The 14752-nt window shown below is 65.0% G+C and carries 16 protein-coding genes and 1 pseudogene; 3 read left to right on the top strand and 14 right to left on the bottom strand.

What is annotated here, in order from left to right; all coding sequences use genetic code 11:
• Positions 1–110: 110 nt before the first annotated feature.
• The 4 genes from E1288_RS35710 to E1288_RS35695 form a co-directional block, all read right to left on the bottom strand.
• Positions 111–437 (bottom strand): RNA polymerase-binding protein RbpA, encoded by a 327-nt coding sequence (locus tag E1288_RS35710; RefSeq protein ID WP_132493103.1) that lies wholly within the window; start codon positions 435–437, stop codon positions 111–113.
• A complete protein-coding gene (locus E1288_RS35705; protein WP_132493102.1) occupies positions 434–943 on the bottom strand; it encodes a hypothetical protein in 510 nt (169 codons plus the stop codon). Before E1288_RS35705 ends, E1288_RS35710 begins: the two co-directional genes overlap by 4 nt.
• Positions 944–1052: 109 nt before the next feature.
• Positions 1053–1262 (bottom strand): hypothetical protein, encoded by a 210-nt coding sequence (locus tag E1288_RS35700; RefSeq protein WP_132493101.1) that lies wholly within the window; start codon positions 1260–1262, stop codon positions 1053–1055.
• Positions 1263–1462: 200 nt separating this feature from the next.
• Positions 1463–1870: a hypothetical protein gene (locus tag E1288_RS35695; protein ID WP_235884051.1), complete on the bottom strand. Its 408-nt coding sequence runs from the start codon at positions 1868–1870 to the stop codon at positions 1463–1465.
• Between the two features lie 253 nt (positions 1871–2123).
• Here E1288_RS35695 and E1288_RS35690 point away from each other — a divergent pair, with 253 nt between their 5' ends.
• Positions 2124–3449 carry an XRE family transcriptional regulator gene (locus tag E1288_RS35690; RefSeq protein ID WP_207954738.1) on the top strand — a complete coding sequence of 442 codons (1326 nt, stop codon included), beginning with the start codon at positions 2124–2126 and terminating at the stop codon, positions 3447–3449.
• Positions 3446–4327 (top strand): phosphotransferase enzyme family protein, encoded by an 882-nt coding sequence (locus E1288_RS35685; protein WP_132493100.1) that lies wholly within the window; start codon positions 3446–3448, stop codon positions 4325–4327. Before E1288_RS35690 ends, E1288_RS35685 begins: the two co-directional genes overlap by 4 nt.
• 384 nt (positions 4328–4711) lie before the next feature.
• Here E1288_RS35685 and E1288_RS35680 read toward each other — a convergent pair whose 3' ends face one another.
• The 4 genes from E1288_RS35680 to E1288_RS35665 form a co-directional block, all read right to left on the bottom strand.
• The gene (locus E1288_RS35680) at positions 4712–6013 is read right to left on the bottom strand and encodes an AAA family ATPase (RefSeq protein WP_235884050.1); all 1302 of its coding nucleotides are present in this window, start codon (positions 6011–6013) and stop codon (positions 4712–4714) included.
• A gap of 77 nt (positions 6014–6090) precedes the next feature.
• Positions 6091–6486, bottom strand: coding sequence for a hypothetical protein (locus E1288_RS35675; RefSeq protein ID WP_132493098.1), 396 nt, complete (start codon positions 6484–6486; stop codon positions 6091–6093).
• A gap of 213 nt (positions 6487–6699) precedes the next feature.
• Positions 6700–6879, bottom strand: a complete 180-nt coding sequence (locus E1288_RS35670) for a helix-turn-helix domain-containing protein (protein WP_132493097.1) — start codon at positions 6877–6879, stop codon at positions 6700–6702.
• Positions 6880–7464: 585 nt separating this feature from the next.
• Positions 7465–9282 (bottom strand): toll/interleukin-1 receptor domain-containing protein, encoded by a 1818-nt coding sequence (locus tag E1288_RS35665; protein ID WP_132493096.1) that lies wholly within the window; start codon positions 9280–9282, stop codon positions 7465–7467.
• Positions 9283–9299: 17 nt separating this feature from the next.
• Between E1288_RS35665 and E1288_RS35660 the strand changes: the two genes are divergently transcribed.
• Complete coding sequence (locus E1288_RS35660; protein ID WP_132493095.1) at positions 9300–9869, top strand: N-acetylmuramoyl-L-alanine amidase; 570 nt, start codon at positions 9300–9302, stop codon at positions 9867–9869.
• On the opposite strand, the pseudogene E1288_RS35655 reads toward E1288_RS35660, so the two are convergent.
• The 6 genes and pseudogenes from E1288_RS35655 to E1288_RS35630 form a co-directional block, all read right to left on the bottom strand.
• Positions 9821–10723 (bottom strand): annotated as a pseudogene (locus E1288_RS35655) (IS3 family transposase); the annotation flags it as partial. The gene E1288_RS35660 and the pseudogene E1288_RS35655 overlap by 49 nt on opposite strands.
• Positions 10724–10847: 124 nt before the next feature.
• Complete coding sequence (locus E1288_RS35650) at positions 10848–11570, bottom strand: IS110 family transposase (RefSeq protein WP_207954737.1); 723 nt, start codon at positions 11568–11570, stop codon at positions 10848–10850.
• Between the two features lie 187 nt (positions 11571–11757).
• Positions 11758–12054 (bottom strand): transposase, encoded by a 297-nt coding sequence (locus tag E1288_RS35645; RefSeq protein WP_165968435.1) that lies wholly within the window; start codon positions 12052–12054, stop codon positions 11758–11760.
• A 431-nt stretch (positions 12055–12485) separates the two neighbouring features.
• Positions 12486–13430, bottom strand: coding sequence for a PDR/VanB family oxidoreductase (locus E1288_RS35640; protein WP_132493092.1), 945 nt, complete (start codon positions 13428–13430; stop codon positions 12486–12488).
• A complete protein-coding gene (locus E1288_RS35635; protein WP_235884049.1) occupies positions 13427–14098 on the bottom strand; it encodes an MOSC domain-containing protein in 672 nt (223 codons plus the stop codon). Before E1288_RS35635 ends, E1288_RS35640 begins: the two co-directional genes overlap by 4 nt.
• 4 nt (positions 14099–14102) lie before the next feature.
• The coding region (locus E1288_RS35630) for an amino acid ABC transporter permease (RefSeq protein ID WP_132493091.1) at positions 14103–14752 on the bottom strand (650 nt) is incomplete at its 5' end.

Below are 14752 nucleotides of genomic sequence, written 5' to 3'. Positions count from 1 at the left end.
TACTCTTTCCTTCTGGCAATTAGATCCTGGGCACCCGCACTTCGTTGTGCGGGTGCCCAGGTTCGACCCGGCGACTCGGGGGGCTTCGTCGCCAGACCGAGCTGAGGGCGCTATTCGGTGCGCGAATGCAACAGCGCCAGCCGCTCATCGAGCAGCTGCTGCAGCTGCGGGAGCGTTCGCCGTTCCCACAGCATGTCCCAGTGGGTTCGGGGCGGCTTGGCCTTCGTCTGCTCCAGCTCGCCACCGTCGATGCACGTCGACTCGACGCCGTGTTGGCGGCAGGCCCAACGCGGCGACGCCTCTGCGTGGGCAGCGAACGGCATCTCGAACTCGTGGCCCTTGGGGCAGGCGTAGCGGACCATCCGGCGCGACGCAGGTTTTTCGCGCAGTTTGGAGAAGCTGGGCGTGAAGCCGCGGCTACCGCGGAGCGTCGTCACGCGACCTCCCCGAGCTCGTACGGCGCAGTCGACTCCGCGGTCGACGTCCGACTAGACTCCGCTCGCGTCCCCGGCAGGGTGGAACTGCCGGGGCCGTTTTCGTTGGCGGGTCCTGGCGGCGGCACGGCCATCGCGCGCTCGAACACTTTGATGCCCTGCGCGAGACCCTGCATCCGCAGGGTTGTCACGGTCTCGATGGCGTGCCGCCCCGTAACCGCTTCCTCTTCGCCGAACGGGCGAGTGGCGCGCGGCTCGACGAGATCGTCGACCCACGCCGGAGCGGCGGCCAGGCATGCAAGGTGCGGCTGATGACCGGGCCAGCGGGATGCCGGGAGATACCCGGTGCAGGTCTCCGGCTCGTCGACCACCTTGTGCCCGCACAGCAGGTGTCCTCCGGGGCCGCAGGCGTGAATCACGGATTCGGTCGCGCTCGCCAGCCACGTCAAGTCGTCGATCTCGGCCGGTTCCATGGAGGACAACCGGATCGGCAGACGCGGGCGGCTCACTCTTTTCCCTCCGGCTGCTCCGACTCCACTCCGACCAGCAGCCACCACAAACCCGCTCCCAGTGCAACGGCGAGAGCCGCGACGACGATCAGGGGCAATACGAGATCGCTCATCCCCGCACCGCCTCACGGCGAACGGTCTGCAGGGCAGCGACCTGAATGCCGATCGCAACGTGCAACGCCTTGGCCTGCGTCAGGTCGAGCAATCGCTCCTCACCGGCCACACGCAGCCACACGGCCGAGGACATGTGACCGACCACGACGTCGCTCTCCCGGCCCGCGCGATCGCGACACGAGACTTCTCTCAGCCCTTCCAACATAATTCCCTCCTCTTGAGAACGGCCGGGACGCCGAGACGGGGGCACCGGCATCCCGGCCGGGTTTAAGACCTCCCTGCGCACAAAGGAGTCACCCGATACGCGCGGGGAGGCAGCTCGGTCCGGCGGTCACAAGCCATCGGCGCCGCCCGCCGCCGTCTTAGAAAACCCAATTACTGGAACGCAATCGCCGCGCAACGGCGTCAGGAAAGCCCGATGCCACCGAACGACGACCGCGCAAACGAGGGCACCCACAGGTCGCTGGGCCCCGAAAGCGCGAGACGCGGGGCACCCGGGGAACCGTGCGGCGGCAGTTGCAGCAGCTCGCCGATCACGTCAGTGACCGAACCGCACGCCTGCCACAACTGGCGCGGCCGACCGAATTCCAGAACGAACCGAGCCCCGATCGCTTCCGTCGCCGAGCCCGCGCAGTACCAGTCAGTGGCTCCATGCGCCAGGTGGAATGCCTGCAACATCGTCAGGTTCTCCAAGTTCGGAAGGTAGAGAAACCTGTATCCAGCTCGACGTGTGTCGTCGATCGCCTGGATGTGCTGTTCGAGCCACGCCGGCAGCATGCGGAGCTCAAGGATGGTGTTCACCAGATTGGTCATCGCACTGATGCCTCCCCTGCCGCGACCGCTTTCGCCGGCCCCCTACGCACCCATCGCACCTGTGCAACCTCCGTCTCCGCTTTCCGACATCCCGACATGGAGCCGACTCTGCCGGTGGCGTGGAGGCACCGGAACGGTGCATAACTGGGTTGTCAAGGGGATGTTTGCGGGAGGATAGCCGGGAGCTTCGAGCGTGACGTCGGTTACTCATTGTGCAAACATGGGCACGCTCTGCCCTTCGAGGAGAACAACCGTGTCTGAGCCGAACGATCTACTTCGCCGCGCTCGTGAGCGCTCCGAGTCACCGAACGCAACGGGCGAACCGCTGTCGCGCGAAGAGCTTGCCGACCTGGTCAACACGTGGGTCTACGAGCACACGAACCCACCTCGCGTGACCGCGCTGAACGCGAACTACATCGGCAAGCTTGAACAGGGAAAGATCAGATGGCCACAGGACGCCGACCGGCGCGCAGGACTACGCGCGGTACTCGGAGTCCGTACCGATCGGGAGTTGGGGTTTCGACGTCCTCGACGCAGCCGTTCTACGGTGGCAGACGTGGACCGTCAGGAATTCTTGCGTGCGGCCGTCGGCGTCAGCACTGCCGCCTTAGTCGGCCCTTCGATCCTCAACATGCTCGCCCCTAGCGAGCCGACTCCAGTTCCATCCGTCGTTGGCGCGTCCGAGGTGGCGGACGTTCGTGCCGCTGCCCAAGCCTTCGGCGGCTGGGATGCGCGCTACGGGGGTGGCCTGGTCCGGGAAGCCGTAGCCGCGCAACTGCGTTATTCCGCGGAGCTTCTCAACGGACGGTGCGCTCCAGCAGTTCGGAATGACTTGTTGTCGGCGGTTGGGTATCTAGCTCACGTCACAGGTTTTATGGCGTTTGACGCCTACGCCCACGACGATGCCCGCCGTATGTTCCGCTTTGCGCTGGCGTGCGCCGAGGAGGCCGGAGACTGGCACTTGCGTGCCAAAGTCCTGTCCTCGATGGCACGGCAGGCGATTTGGTGTGGAGACCCTGACGCAGGATTGACCTACACCGAACTGGCACTCGTTCGAGCCGACCGGCTCGTACCGACTGAACGCGCCATGCTGCACACCGCCCGAGCCCGTGCTCTCGGAAAGCTCGGTCGGACTCAGGACACCCTGACCGCGGTCGGGCTCGCCGATGACTCATTCAGCAACGCGAACCCGGTAGAGAACCCACCATGGATGATGTACTACGACGCTGCCCAACATGCTGGTGACACAGGACATGCGTTGTGGGAACTCGGGGTGCGCGGACAGTTCATCACGGAGGCTCGAAGCCGTCTCGCTGCGTCTGTGGCTGCACACGCCGACGCCCACGCTCGATCACGTGCGATCAGTCTGACAAAGCTCGCATCTCTGACGATGGTCGCCGGCGACCCAACCGAGGCCTCTCAACTCGGCACCCAAGCACTTCAGGCGGCGGGGCCGATCAAGTCACGGCGAGCTGCCGACGATCTCAGGGAACTTCGCCGGGTCGGCAAGCCCCATGTGCACCTCGACGAGGTCGCCGAGCTTTGCAGCCGGATCGGGTCCGCGGTGGCGACGGCATGAACGGCTTGTCTCTTGCAGAAGTGCTCAACGCAGCAAGCGCCCGGGTCGGCCTGCGGGCTGACGACGCCGAGGTGATCCGGCTTGGCGAAAACGCTCTCTTCCGTCTTCCCAACGGTGTAGTCGCACGCATCGCACGGTCAGGCCAAGACGCGGCGGCAGCAAAGGAAATCAAAGTCGCCACCTGGCTGGAGGATAACGGCGTGGCTGCCGTGCGCCCTCTTCGCGACGTCGAACAGCCTGTCGCCGCCTTCGGTCGCGCGGTCACGTTCTGGCATGAGCTGCCACCACACACCCAAGGAACGACCTCCGACGTCGCTACGGTGCTCCGCGACTTTCACAGCCTTCCGACTCCCCAGTTCAGCCTTCCCGAACTGGCTCCATTCGTCCGTCTGGCGGATCGGATCGACAACGCACGCGCGTTGCCCTCGGGTGATCGTGCGTGGATGAGCCAACGGCTGTCTGAGCTTGAAAGCGCCTACGCTGACCTGCCGGAAGGTATGACCCGACGTGTGGTCCACGGGGACGCATGGCGGGGAAACGTCGCGTTGACAGCGGCCGGCCCCGTTCTCCATGACTTCGAACGCTGCTCGTTCGGGCCTCCTGAGTGGGACCTCGTGTCGACGGCGGTCGGGTACGTCACAACGCAAATGATCGACTCCGAAGCATGGCTTGCCTACTGCAAGATCTACGGATACGACGTCACAGAGTGGGATGGCTTCGAGGTACTACGAGACATCCGCGAGCTGCGAATGACCACTATGGCAGCACAGATTGCCAGCACAAACCCCGCTATCCAGCCCCAGTTTGCCCACCGACTCGCCTGCCTACGCGGCGAACACGGAAGCCGACCCTGGCCAGGTTGGCATCCCATCCCCTGAACGGAAAGTCAGGACCAACAATCGCCGAGATGAAGGAATCAAGAACTGACGAGCACGGTCAAACGCGCGGCCCGGTACTGCCTCCGCCGCCTTGATCACCTTTCCCTCTTGATCTTCCGCGTAGTCGTGCAGCAACCAGGCCGTGTAGCGCAACTCCCTCGCTCCTCCGCCGAGGCCGTTGCCCGACGCCTGAGCAGGCAACTCACCTAGTGCGTCGATCGCGGCACCAGCCGCACTCACCGTCGTCCGTCAGCTCCTTCACTTGCTCCCCGCACACCCTGCAGCAGACCACGTTCCGAAAATCCGCACGCACCTCCGGGTCGCACCACGGGTGGTAGGCGCCCTCAAGCTTCATTCTGTTGCCGCACGCGGCACACCGACGCATCACTGCCTGCCGACAGGGTGGCATTCGGCGTGGAAGCCGCCCTGGTTGTCCGGTTCGTCACCGAGCGGAAGGCCGCAAGCACCCGCGCATAAGGTCTGGAAGGTGCCTGAAGGTGCCGGAGGTGCCTGCGCTATATCTCTGGCATCTTCGGCACCTTCTACGGCACCTTCGGGGAGAACCCATTCCCACCGCCCTGCGAAGCCCACCTTCTCCGTCTTGGCGCCGATCTTCACCCGCGCCTTCTTGACCTTGTCCTTCGACAGGCCGGCCGCCTCGGCAGCCCGGATCACGTCACCAGCCTCAGCACGGCCACCGCAGTCCCGCAAATACGCCATCAACCACGCTCGAGACTCCGACCGCTCCGACTGCTCATCCGCCGACACCGGCCCGTGATTGAGTAACGCCGACACGTCCTGGTCCGATTCACCAACGAGCTCGAACCGCCCCACCTCAGTCGGTAGCCCATCCTCGGCGCGTACCGAAGCCGGGGCGACGACGTACCGCAGAGACGGAGTCCTCAGCGACGCGACGTTCGATTTGATCATCGACATCACACACGACCCGTCTTCCGCATCAGGGTCGCGGGCGAACCCCACCGCGGATCGCACCACCTGCCCGAACTCCGCGGACCCGGAAATCATCAGCAACGGCTCGGTACCTCCAGATTTCCGGAAATGAGCGACACCGACCACCGCCACCGCCAGGTCCTGAGCGAGCCTGGACAACGGCTCCAACAACGACCGGACGATCCCCTGCTTGGCCAGATCGAACCCACTCATGGCTGATAGCAGGGCATCGAGCACGATCACACGCGCTCCCGTTTTCTCCACCGCCTGACGCAAGGAAGGGATGTCCACAGCAAGCGACAGCGTTCCCTCAGCAATGTCCTCACCGACGAAGGTCTCGGTATGCAGCGCAAGCACGTTGTCCATATCCGCTCCCGCAGCCAGCAGCCGAGGAGCCAGGGAGAGCTCCCAGGAATCTTCCGTAGCGAGATACATGACCGGCGCCGGTTTGCCACGCAACTCACCAGCAAGAGCTCCACGGGTGATCTGGGCCGACAACCACGCGGCGGCCAGCGATTTGCCGATGCCGGCATGACCGACCCACAACGTGACCTCCCCCAGCGGAACACGGTCTTGCCAAGCCCACTTGCGTCGCTTGATGTCGAAATCGCTGGCCTTGCGCCATGCGACACGGCGCACCGGCTCCGTCGGCCTCCCGCCGTCGATCCTGAGGACCTTCGCGGCCTCGCGGTCTTGTTGTTCTCGCCGCGCCTTTTCCTCCAACGCTGCGTTCACCGTGTTCCCGGCGGGATACACCACGCCATCGGCCGGGTCGTACCAGGAAGCAGCATCCGAATTCTCCCTCCCATACCTCATGCTGACCGACCGCAGTCCACACGGATCGGTAACCCCGTATGCCAATCCACCGGACCACCGACGTACTCCCCACGACGCCGGCGCGCTTCAGCAGCGACTTCCCCAGGCTGCGCACGCCGACGCTGCAGGTCGGCATACGTGGGAACGCCGGCGAGCAACGACCAGTCCGCTACGGCGCTGATCGCATGAGACGACCGAACCATGCGACTACGCCTCTCCCATTCAAACCAGTCCCGGATCAGCTCACGCAGGTGCGGAGATTCGATCAACCGCGCCAGCACCAGCAACTCGTCGTGCAACCGCTCCGCGAAATCCCTCCAGGCCGCGGCATCTGCGAGGAGGCGGTCGTACACCCCTCGCGGAACGGCAATCCGATCACCGATCTCCGCCATCACGCACTCCCCCGTCGCGAGACCGCCCAGCCCCCGCTCAAGAACCGAACGAGACAAGACCCTCGGACACACATCGCTCCCCACACACTCGAACGGCATCTCCACGCACGAGAACACCGCCGAACACCGATGGATCGCCAGCCGCCAACGTTCGATGGCGGCAGCGTTCGCCGACCGCACCAGAAAACCAACACTCACGACAGCCCGAGCTGATCAAGTCGAATCAGGGTGCCGCATCGGCGCATCCGAACCATCCAAGAACTCACTGATGGCGCGGACCGGAATAATGTAGGCCTTGCCGGTGTTTCGCGCCCGCAGCTTCCCGTCAGCGATCAACTTCCTGACCTGCCACGGCGACAGAGACAACATCGTCGCAGCAACAGCGACCGTCACCGCGCGAGGCTCCACCTCAGCGGGGTCTCGAAGAACTTGAGTCATGCATCATCACCAACCGCAAATCACTACTTCTCGTGGCAAGTTCTGTTACATACCCATGACTAACCAACAAATCCGGAGAACGGAAGGGAGTCCGTGTGTCCGGATTGGCCAGGAACGTGTCTTTACCAGCAACACAAACCAGACAGAGCACGGTTGGACTGTTTGCTCGCGGTTGATCTGAGTGGCTGTGCCTACGGCGGCTCTACCTCCGGCGGGCTGTCTCGGAGGGAAGTTCCCCGTAGCCCCCGCCTCGACCACGGCCCCCGCGCCACCCAGACCGCCGCGCCCCTGCGCGAGATCGCCGGCCGCTACGGCTGGACCGACACCGCCGGAGGACGCCCTCGTTTCACCATCCAGGTGACCATCCTGGACTCCCGTACGCAGCAAGCCCGCGCGCACCTGCGCGACACCGTCCAGCGCGTCACCGCCACCTGTCATTCCGCGAGCTGACCAACAGATTGTTCCGCATCGCTGCCGCCATGGAGGCCATCTTCGGGCAAGCACCCCTGCGGCGTGCGCGCCAAGCGCGGCTGACGTCGTTCAGGGCCCGTCGACGCATAAACGCTCGATCTCGGCTGTCCACTCGGCGATCGGCAGGCCGACGATCGCCGCGCGCTCCGCCAGCGCTATCGCGTGTCTGAGGATGTCCACGAGTTCGCGCGCGTCGCGAAGATCTCGCGTCACCGCGAATGCCTGCCGCGCATGGCCGGCCATTTCCACCAGCAGTGGGGACGCGTCGGCGGGGTCGCCCGAGTTCAGCTTTTCCTCCGCGTGCAGCCGCAGCATGAAGGCAAGCCGGCGGTGATTGGCCGAGTCGTACGGGCGTCTCTCCGCCTGACGTCTGCGGATCTCGATGATCCGCTCGCCCCAGACCTGTGCTTGGTCGTACCGCCGAATGGTCGCCATGACCTCGGCCTTGCCGAAATATGCCTCGCAGACCAGCTCGACATCATCGGGATCCGGCTCCTCGCCGTTGCGCACGAACGGGGAGATGCGGTCGATGGCCTTGGACAACTCCGCGTCCGTAGCCGCAACGTCTCCGCGGTTGCGGAAAATCTTGGCGTCGAGCAGCGCGACACGAGCGGCATCGCGAAGGTCGGCCTCGTCGTATACCGCCCCTGCACGGAGACGTCGCTCGCGTGCACCGCGCTCTTCCTCACCATGTCGTGGGCGTCCGCGAATAGGCGGGTAGCGCCCGAGCAGAACCTCGCGCTCCACCGGGCTCTCACGCATGGACAGGTAGCCAGAGCCGAGCAACAGCCGTTCCAGCGCGTCATGGCCGGTCTTGAACAGCCGCAGATGCACGTGCTGATGACGGGCCTCGCCGGGCAACGTCGCCGTGACCTCGATGTCGAGGTCGGTCTTCTCCGAATCGATCAACACGCTGGCACGTCGCACCTGATCATGCAGGATGACCTGGAAGCACGCCCGGTTCCCCGTCAGCTCGGCCAGGGACGGGAGCTCAAAGTTCCGACGTAGGTTGAGTCCTTCGGGCCTCCAGTCGGCCCCGTCGAACTCGAGGTGAAACTGGGCGGGGTCACCCGCGAAGGCCGGCGCCCTGATCGCCTGACTGAGGGGCGCGACCCGTTCCATCCACCGCATCTTCCCGTCAACCCTGGCCTGGCCGGTGCGGAAGTCACGGCGCGAAGGCTGCTCGAACGCCAACTCGGCCGGCCAGGTCGCAGCGCCCTCCCGAAAGCGCGCGAAGAAGAAGGACACCGGCGGAGTGAACAAGTTGTCCTCCTCCACGACGAACCGGATCTCCAGTGTTTGTGACGCCGGGATCGCCCACGGATTCAGCGCGATGCCAAGCTTCCGGATCGGCTCCGCACGGACCCGCCTGAGCTGCTCGGCGATGTCCCGCATCGCCACCGACCCGGCGAGCACCTGCTCGCGCTCGGCGAGTATCCGGCGGAAGGCTTCGTCGATTTCCTGGCCGGATGCGACGTCATTGCCGAGGACTGCACGGAGGATCTGCAGGCCTACGTGCTCGGTATCGATGCCGTCCTCCGCGTCGATGCACACCAGTCCGTCGAGCCGGGCAGGGAGGTCGCACGGACGCAGGATGATCGGTAACAGCCGCTGCCGATCCGCGATCGCCTCATCCAGTTCGAACCGCACCCACGTCGAGGCAACCGACGACGGGGACAGCAGCACGCAGATCAGGTCGGACCGGTGCAGCGCGTCGACTAGTTCAGCACGCAGCCGCCCAGCGGGATTGATATCAAAAACGTCGAGCCAGACCTCGCAACCGCGCCCAGCGAGCAGGCTGCGAAGCGCGAGAGCGTCGGCTCGGTCGTGCGAGGCGTAAGAGACGAAAACCCTCGAGTGCTGGGGCACCGTGGCAGTGTTGCGCACCTTTCACCGCCACGTCCATGACGAATCAGCAAAGTGCGAGGTCACCAGCCGGCGATCGCTTCGAAGGCCGCACCGGTGGCCTGCACCTGCCGACCATCGGCGCCCACACCGGCGGATTCAACCGACACGTCTTCGGCATCTCGATGATCGGCAACCACGACGCGATCCCGTCCAGCGCCGCAACGCTGGAATCCGTGTCGCAGATGATCGCGTGGAAGCTCGCCAACAGCTACATCGATCCCCTCGGCAGCGTCACACTCGTCAGCGCCGGAGGCCGCACCTCGAAATACGCCACGGGCACCGCGATTACGCTGCCCACCATCTTCGCCCACCGCGACGTCGGAAGAACCACCTGCCCCGGCAACTTCGGCTACAACTCCCTCGGATCAGTCCGCGACCGCGCCGCGCAACTCGCCGGCGACTGGCGCAGCGGGCCGATCCACCAGAAATGGCAAACAGTCGGCGGCGAGAGCGCGGCAGGCCCGGTCTACGCGGTGGAAACCAACTGGGGTTCCCCCGGGGGCGTGGACACCGGGTTTCATGCTGCGAGGTCTTGCACTGTAGTTGATGTGAGCCGGTGTTCGTAGTCGGTGGGGCTGAGGTAGTTCAGTGCCGAGTGCCGGCGCCGGTGGTTGTGGAAGGCGATCCAGCGGAAGACCTGCCGTCGGGCCTCGGCTTCACTGCCCCACACGGTTCGTCCATGGTGGAGTAGTTCGCGTTTGAGTGTCGCGAAAAATGCTTCTGCCAAAGCATTATCGTAGCTGGAGCCGACTCGGCCCATCGACCGGTGAACGCCGTGGCGGTCGCACACCGCGGCGAAGGAGGCCGAGGTGTACTGGGTTCCCCTGTCGCTGTGGAAGATCACATCCTCGACCCCACCGCCGCGGGCGCGCACGGCAGCGTCCAGGGCGTCGCAGACCAGATCGGCACGCAGATGGTCGGCGATCGACCACCCGATGAGCCTGCGAGAGCAGATATCGATCACGGTCGCCAGATACAGGTACTCGCCGCCGGCGATGGGCAGGTAGGTGATGTCCCCGCACCACCGTTGATCCAGCCCGCGGGCGGCGAAGTCCCGGCCCACCAGGTCCGCCACCGGTGGCGCGGCCGCATCCGGGATGGTGGTGCGCTTGCGTCTGCGCTGGTGGCGCCCCACGACCTCCTGCTCGCGCATCAACCGTTCAATACGCTTGTGGTTCACCGGTCGACCAGCCGAGCGGAGTTCAGCGGTCACCCGAGGCGACCCATAGGTGCCCTGGGACCCGGTGTGGATCTCAACGATGGCCTCCACCAGCTCAGCCTCCTCAGCGGCCCTCGCCTGGCGAGCGGGCCCACGCCCGAGCCAGGCGTAGAAGCCCGAGCGGGCCACCTCGAGCACGCGACATAACCGCTGGACGCCGTAGACGGCACGGTGGGCGGAGATGAACCGGTAGCGGTGAGTCATCGACCCATCTCCTGGATGCTTCTATGTCAATCGGCCTCCTGACCGGTGTTCGTCGCGGGCTGAGTGCGTGCTCGTTCGTCGGCGCGCAGCGCTCGCAGGACCACGTCAGAGAGGCGCCGTCTCAGCAGCCGTAGTGCTTCCTTGCGGGTCTTGCCTCTGTCGATGAGCCCGTCGTAGTAGGTCTTGCCGCGCTCGCGCGAACCAGGTCGCGTAGTTCCCGTTCGAGCTGGTTAACCTGCTGGGTCAGTTCCCGGCACCGGGCAAGCAGGTCGCTGGCGATGCGGGCGACTGTGCCGCTGAAGCCCTCCAGCCGGACGGCAACGGAGTCCATTGTGGAATACCTGCGCAGGCCGCGTGGCTGGATCGTCAGCCGGGGGTCGAGCTCGTGCAAATGCCAGCGCAGCCGATTGATCACCTTGGTCCGTTCCAGGATCAGATCATGGCGGTGATCGGACAGCAACTTGACCTGCCTCGATGGCCCGTCCAGCGCCGCGACCGGCAGGTCCGGCTCACGCAAGGCGGCGTGCGCCACCGCAAGGGCGTCGATCGGGTCGGACTTACCGGGCTGGCGGCCTGCCCGGCGGGCAGTGGCCATGAACCGGGTATGCACCCGGATCACGCGGAAACCGGCCTTGATCAGGTCGTGCTCGAGCCTTCGGGTCATGTGCCGGCAGTCCTCGACGGCGAACGAGACGTCGCTCCACTGGCCGGCCCACTGCACCGCGTTCAGATGACCTTCACTCGTAGCCTGGACCGTCCGTTCGGCCAGCTTGCGGCCGACCTCGTCAACCGAGACCAGCGTGTGTGTCCGCTTGTGTGCGTCCACCCCGATCAGCACTGCCATGGAATCTCCCTTGCTGTCCTGAAGGATTTCCACGACGGACAGCGGGGGCATGCCTTAGTTGAGCGATCAGCGGGCTTCTATCAAGCCACTCCACCGCCCGGCGCGGGATCCGGCGGGGCCGCACATCAGGACAAGCCACCAGCGGGCCGGGGCAGCAAAATAGCGAGCGAGCCCCACCGGATGCCGATCACTCTCGCACTAACGCGAAATAGGCGGCTGCTTTACGCAAGATCTCTTTCTCGGTCTCCAACTCCGCGACCCGCTTACGCAACCGGGCCAGCTCGGCATCCTTATCCGCTACGTCGTCTGCCCCCGAGACGTCGCCGACCTCGGTCTGTCGCTTGGCCGCCCGCACCCAGTTGCGCAACGTCTCACGACTCAGGCCCAGCTCGCGGGCGACCTGGTTGATCGGACGACCGGTGGAACGCACCAGCTCCACCGCGTCACGCTTGAACTCGTCGCTGAACTTCGATGGCCGTCCCAACCGGGACACTCCTTCCCCTGGACCTCAAGATCCAGTATCAGAGTGTCCACACCCACGGGGGAAGCCCACACGCATTTGATCAACGCCGCGCTGAACATCCACGCGTAGTTGCGAATAAAATCGGCTAGAACGCTGGCAACAACCAGCTTTGCGCCCGGCAACCCCCACTGTGCGGCCACGACGGTGGTCACCTTCAGCCGGGCGCTCCCGAGTTCCGTGTTCATACGCTCAGGCACGGGACCAACCTGCCTAGGACCGCTCCTCAGCCGACTCCCTCCCGGCATCCGATCCACTTCCCGGGCTCCACACCGGTGAGGGGACGGATTTGTCGACGCGATTCGGCCCGGGGAGCGCCTCCCATGTCCGTTCGCTTGCCGTCCTTTACCGCCAGTGCCCGACCGCACGGATTTGGTTCCGCACCAGCCCCACGGTCAGGCCCGCAGCGAGATCGGTCCGCGCCCTCGTGAGACGCACGAGGTCATGACCTCCTTGCGTTCATCCTCGCTCAGACACAGATCTCTGTGGTCGATCTCCCCGTCGACCACTTCGAGGACGCAGCTGCCGCAAGCACCGCCCTCGCACGAGTAGTCGACGGGCACGTTCTCTCGCAGCACCGCCTGCAGGAGCGACTCGTCCTCCGGGACGCGAATCACTCGCTTCGACAGGACCAGCCAGGCGTCGAAAGCTTCGCCGAGCTTCTCCCCTGGTTCGGTTGTCACACCGGTAAAACTCTCGCAGCGAACGCGCGTCGGGTCGAAGTGGGATGTGGCGTCGGCGATCGCGGCCATGAGACTCGGTGGACCGCAGTAGTACAGGGTGGCCTCCCGAGGCAAGTCCTTCACGAAGGTCAGCACATCGAGCCGGCCACCTGCACTGGACTCGTGCAGGACCAGCTTCGCACCTGAGTGCTCCAGGACATCCTGGTAGGCAGCATCGACGCGGTTGCGCACACAGTAGTGGACTTCGCTCGACGCTCCACAAGGCAATCCGCCCAGCAGCCCCAGCACTGCCGTGACCCCGATCCCGCCGGCGACGAACACGTGGTGCGCAGCGGCAGAGTCGATCCGCATGCCGCCTTGCGGGTAGGACACGAACACCAGATCCCCCAGCGCCAACTCGTCCTGGAACAGGACTGAGCCGCCGCGGCCACCGCTCTCCCTGCGAACCGCGATGCGGTAAGTGGAAAGGTCGTTGGTCGACCCTATGAGCGAGTAATCTCGCCTGGTCCCGTTCTGGTGCTGCACCTGGACGTGATCTCCCGGGATAAATGGAGGGAACTCGGTTCTGTGGACCGGCTCGAAGGTCAGTTCGCGGACGTCGGACGCTGGCCACGATTCAGCCTTCAGCCGAGCGGCCATCAACAACCGCACACTCATCCGGCGTCCTTCCCCACCAAAGCCACAGGAACTTCGATCGCGTTCTCCTCGCCAGGGCGAAGAGGGCGCACGACGTCCCCGGGGCGGACCGTGCCGCCACGCAGGATCTGGCAGTTGAGGCCGGAACACCCGAGCAGCGGCTCGAACACCTTCTTGTCGATCAGCCGTTCCAGGTATCTGCACGGCACGTTGAGCCGACCGCCGTAGACGATGGCTTCCCCCACGGCGAAGTACTTCTCGACCAGCGAGTTGAGGGGAACGCCGCGGGTGACGACGTTGCGCCGCAACTCGACGCCGTCGATCGGCTCACCGATGGCACGGGCGACGTCGTCGATCACTTCTTGGGCGATCAATGTGAGCTGGCGGTCGGGGTGCCACAGGTGCGAGTAGTGGCCCTTGCCTAGTGCGTACCTGTCCCCGTCCATACCCACACCGGCAACCAGTTGCGCTGCGGTCACCGCGTGCATTTCGACACCCGCCGTTTCGGCGGCGAAGACAGCGCACACCTCTCCACGCCATGGTTGGCCGGCAGCTTCGCCTCGTGTTGGATCGTTCATCGCGATCAGTCCTTGCACCTTCCCGATCTCGTACCCAGGCGCTCGATCGCGGGCCGACGCCTGATCGGCCAGCGCATCGTCTGCCACGCGGTTCACGCCGGTGGGGGACAACGTGTCAAGATTTGCCCATTGGGATCTTGTCGTCCGGTCGTGCAGTGTCCCGATTGGCAGGTGGATCACTGCTGAGCGGCGAACGCGCCGTCTTGACCGCCCGTCGACTTCTGGCCTCGAGCCGGTTCGCCAGCAGGGTCAGCAATCCGCACAGTCCGATGTAAACAACTGCGATGACCATGTACGTCGGAATGTAGGGGAACCCGAACTCCTGGCGAGCTCCCATCTGCCTCCCCACGTAGAGGAGTTCGTTGTAGGTGATGATGAAGCCGAGCGAGGTGTCCTTCAGCAGGATGACCAGCTGGCTGATGATCGCTGGAAGCATCGTTCGCACTGCCTGCGGTAGCAGGATCGTCCGGACGACCTGGTTCTTCCGGAAGCCGATCGCGTACGCGGCTTCTCGCTGTCCGACCGGGACTGCCACGAGGCCTGCTCGGAAGACTTCAGCGAGCACCGATCCGTTGTAGAGGGTCAGCCCGAGCACGACCGCCCACATCGGCGACAAACGGAGGTCGTACTGCAGGGATCCGTAGTAGAAGAAGAACATCAGGATCAGCATCGGAACCGCACGGAAGGTCTCCACCACCACCGTGGCCGGTGCCCGAACCCAGGCATGGTCGCTGATTCGCGCCGATGCGAACACCGCACCGAACA

The organism is Saccharopolyspora elongata, from assembly GCF_004348985.1.
GTDB classification, from domain to species: domain Bacteria; phylum Actinomycetota; class Actinomycetes; order Mycobacteriales; family Pseudonocardiaceae; genus Saccharopolyspora; species Saccharopolyspora elongata.
Note: the sequence above shows the minus strand (reverse complement) of the source record. Positions and strands in the feature narration are given on the sequence as shown.